Raw genomic sequence first — 2,311 nt, 5'->3', positions numbered from 1 at the left:
TCAATCAACCAAACCGGGCGTATCGCCTCAAGCCGGAACAATGCCAGGGCCGTGAACGAGTGGAACATCACCGTCAACGGGGGCGCGCCCCAGATGGGCCAGGACAACACTCAGAACAACACCTTCGGCTACGACCCCCAGCAGCTCACGCAGTTCGCGCGCGAGGTTCTGGCCGCCGCGCACTCCGCGGACCTGCCGGAGGAAGTCCGAGCCATGGTCGTCGGCGACGCGGCGGCTCTGCAGGCGGAGCTCGCCACGGCCGCGCCTGAGCCCGGGCGAGTTCGCCAGCTCGCGGAGAGGGTTCTGCAGAGCGCCAGGGCCAACCTGCCCGCCCTTGGCTGGACAGGGGTTGCCCAGTTGGTTTCGGCAAGCCTCGGCATCCCACTGTTCTGAGCCGCGAGTAGCACTTGGCAGTCCGCACCCGGTCCGCAGGCCGCCGAGTACGGCGTCCATGACGGCCCGGGTGCGGTCTTCTTCCTCCGGTCGGTGGTGTCGGCCAGTGCTGCTGTCCTCGTTGGCCCCAAGGGGCATGAGGCGGGCTCAGCTCTTGCAGCCGCCCGGCGGGCAGTGTCGGCTGTTGTCGCAGCCGCCGGGCGGGCAGCCGCCGGGGTTGTAGCTGCCCCCGCCGCTGCCCCCGCTGCTGGTGGAGCCGCCCGAGCTGCTGCCGGTCGATCCCCAGTCGTCGTTCTCGTTGCTGTCGGGGATACCGTTGTCGTCGCCGTCGTAGCTGGGGCTGTCCGGGTCATTGGCCGGGTCCCGGTAGTGCAAGCCGTCGCCGCTGGGGCAGGCGTCTCCGGGCCGCACAACGTCCATGGTGATGTCCGTGTCGGATTCGAGTTCCTCGCTTGAGGACGGCTCCTGGCTGCACACCTTCCACGACTTGCCAGCGTCGCCGTGCTCGTCCATGTAGGCGGTGGTGGCGACACTGTTCTCCGTGTCGACCCCGGCATCCTTGAGTAGCTTCACTGCCTGCCCGTATGTCTTGCCCTTCACCTTCGGCACGGTGACCATGGCCATGTCGTCGTTCTTGGGGCAGGAAGTGCGGGGCGGGACGGCGGAGAACTGAGCCTTGAAGTCGTATATCGACTCAATCGGCGTGCCGGCTACCGGGTACTGGAAGCACACCTTCCAGGAGCGCTTGGGGCTGCCGAGCTTCTTGACCGCCTTGAGCCACTTGATGTCGTCGATGTCGCCCGCCTTCACCGAGTCGGTGGCCTCACCGAGGGTCTCGCCGACGTAGTTCTTGAACGCGTACGCGCTCTCCGTCGGCGTGGGCTCGGCGCTGGCGGTGGTCTCGGCCACTTCCGGCTCGCTGCTGTCGTCGCTGTCGCAGGCGTTCACGAGGCCCCCGATGGCGAGGACAATGGCGACCAGGCAGCCGCAGCCGGTCCCGAAGTCGTCGTTCTTAGCCTTGCTCAACTCGCTGTCCGTTTCTGTTAGGTTAACCCCCTTTGGGGTTGGTCAAGCGGGTCGGCCAGCCATTCCTGGTCGGCTGCAGATCACTTTTCGAAGCGGACGGTGGGCGGGAGGCTGCTGCCATCCGGCATGAACCTGGTGGGCTCCTCACCGGTCATCGCCCGGGTCGGCGTTCCGCCGGGCGAGGTCTGCCCGACGGGGCTGCCGGGCAGGAACTTGGCGTAGGCGCGCTCGACGAGCTTCAGCGTGGCGCCAGCCTTGTCCTTGGTGTCTTCCATGAGCACCTCCATGCCGCCGACGCTGATATCGGCGTTGCCACCAATGAGTTCGGCGAGTTCCGGGCCCAGGGCCTGGCCGTACTCGATGGCGCAGTCAAGGTGCTGGTAGACCGGTTCCAACTTTTCCCCGATCAGCGTGAGGACGCTCAGCGCGGCGTGGACCTGTGCGGGCTGCCAGCTCCTGAGCTTACCCTTCAGGTCCTCGGCGAGGGCGTGCAGCTGCTCTGCTGCCTGGCCGTAGTCCGTGCCGCCGCCCGGGGTGAGGGTCTTGGGGCTGTCGTCGGCGGCGCCGTCCCGCAGCACGTCGATCAGCTCCAGTGCCTCGTCGTACTGCGGGATGAACTCCCCGAAGAAGAACGCGAGCTTGTCCATCAGCGCATCGACGCTCTTGGCAAGAGTGGACAGGACCTTCGTCTTGCCGGACGGGTCGAGGGAGCGCAGGTGCTTGCCGGTTCCCTCCTCCAGCCGCTTGACCACCTGGTGGCAGGCGCCGGCCGCAGGGTACCCGCAACCACCCGCGGCTCGGTGCCGGCGTACTCGTCATGAAAGACCACGTTGGTAGTGGTCCACGGCCCTGGCGTTGTTCCGGCTCGACGCGATACGCCCGGATTGGTTGG

3 protein-coding genes are annotated in these 2,311 nt (G+C 67.2%); 1 reads left to right on the top strand and 2 read right to left on the bottom strand.

All coding sequences use genetic code 11. From position 1 onward, the window contains the following. Positions 1-393 (top strand): hypothetical protein (locus ACN6LD_RS42115; protein ID WP_445038203.1); only part of this gene is annotated, 393 nt, incomplete at its 5' end. A 147-nt stretch (positions 394-540) separates the two neighbouring features. Here ACN6LD_RS42115 and ACN6LD_RS42110 read toward each other — a convergent pair. Next, on the bottom strand, positions 541-1,419 hold the full coding sequence (locus tag ACN6LD_RS42110; protein WP_445038204.1) for a PASTA domain-containing protein: 879 nt from the start codon (positions 1,417-1,419) through the stop codon (positions 541-543). An 80-nt stretch (positions 1,420-1,499) separates the two neighbouring features. Then, on the bottom strand, positions 1,500-2,171 hold the full coding sequence (locus tag ACN6LD_RS42105; RefSeq protein WP_445038205.1) for a hypothetical protein: 672 nt from the start codon (positions 2,169-2,171) through the stop codon (positions 1,500-1,502). Between the last annotated feature and the right edge of the window lie 140 nt (positions 2,172-2,311).

This window comes from Streptomyces sp. SAS_272 (genome assembly GCF_052543235.1).
Note: the sequence above shows the minus strand (reverse complement) of the source record. Positions and strands in the feature narration are given on the sequence as shown.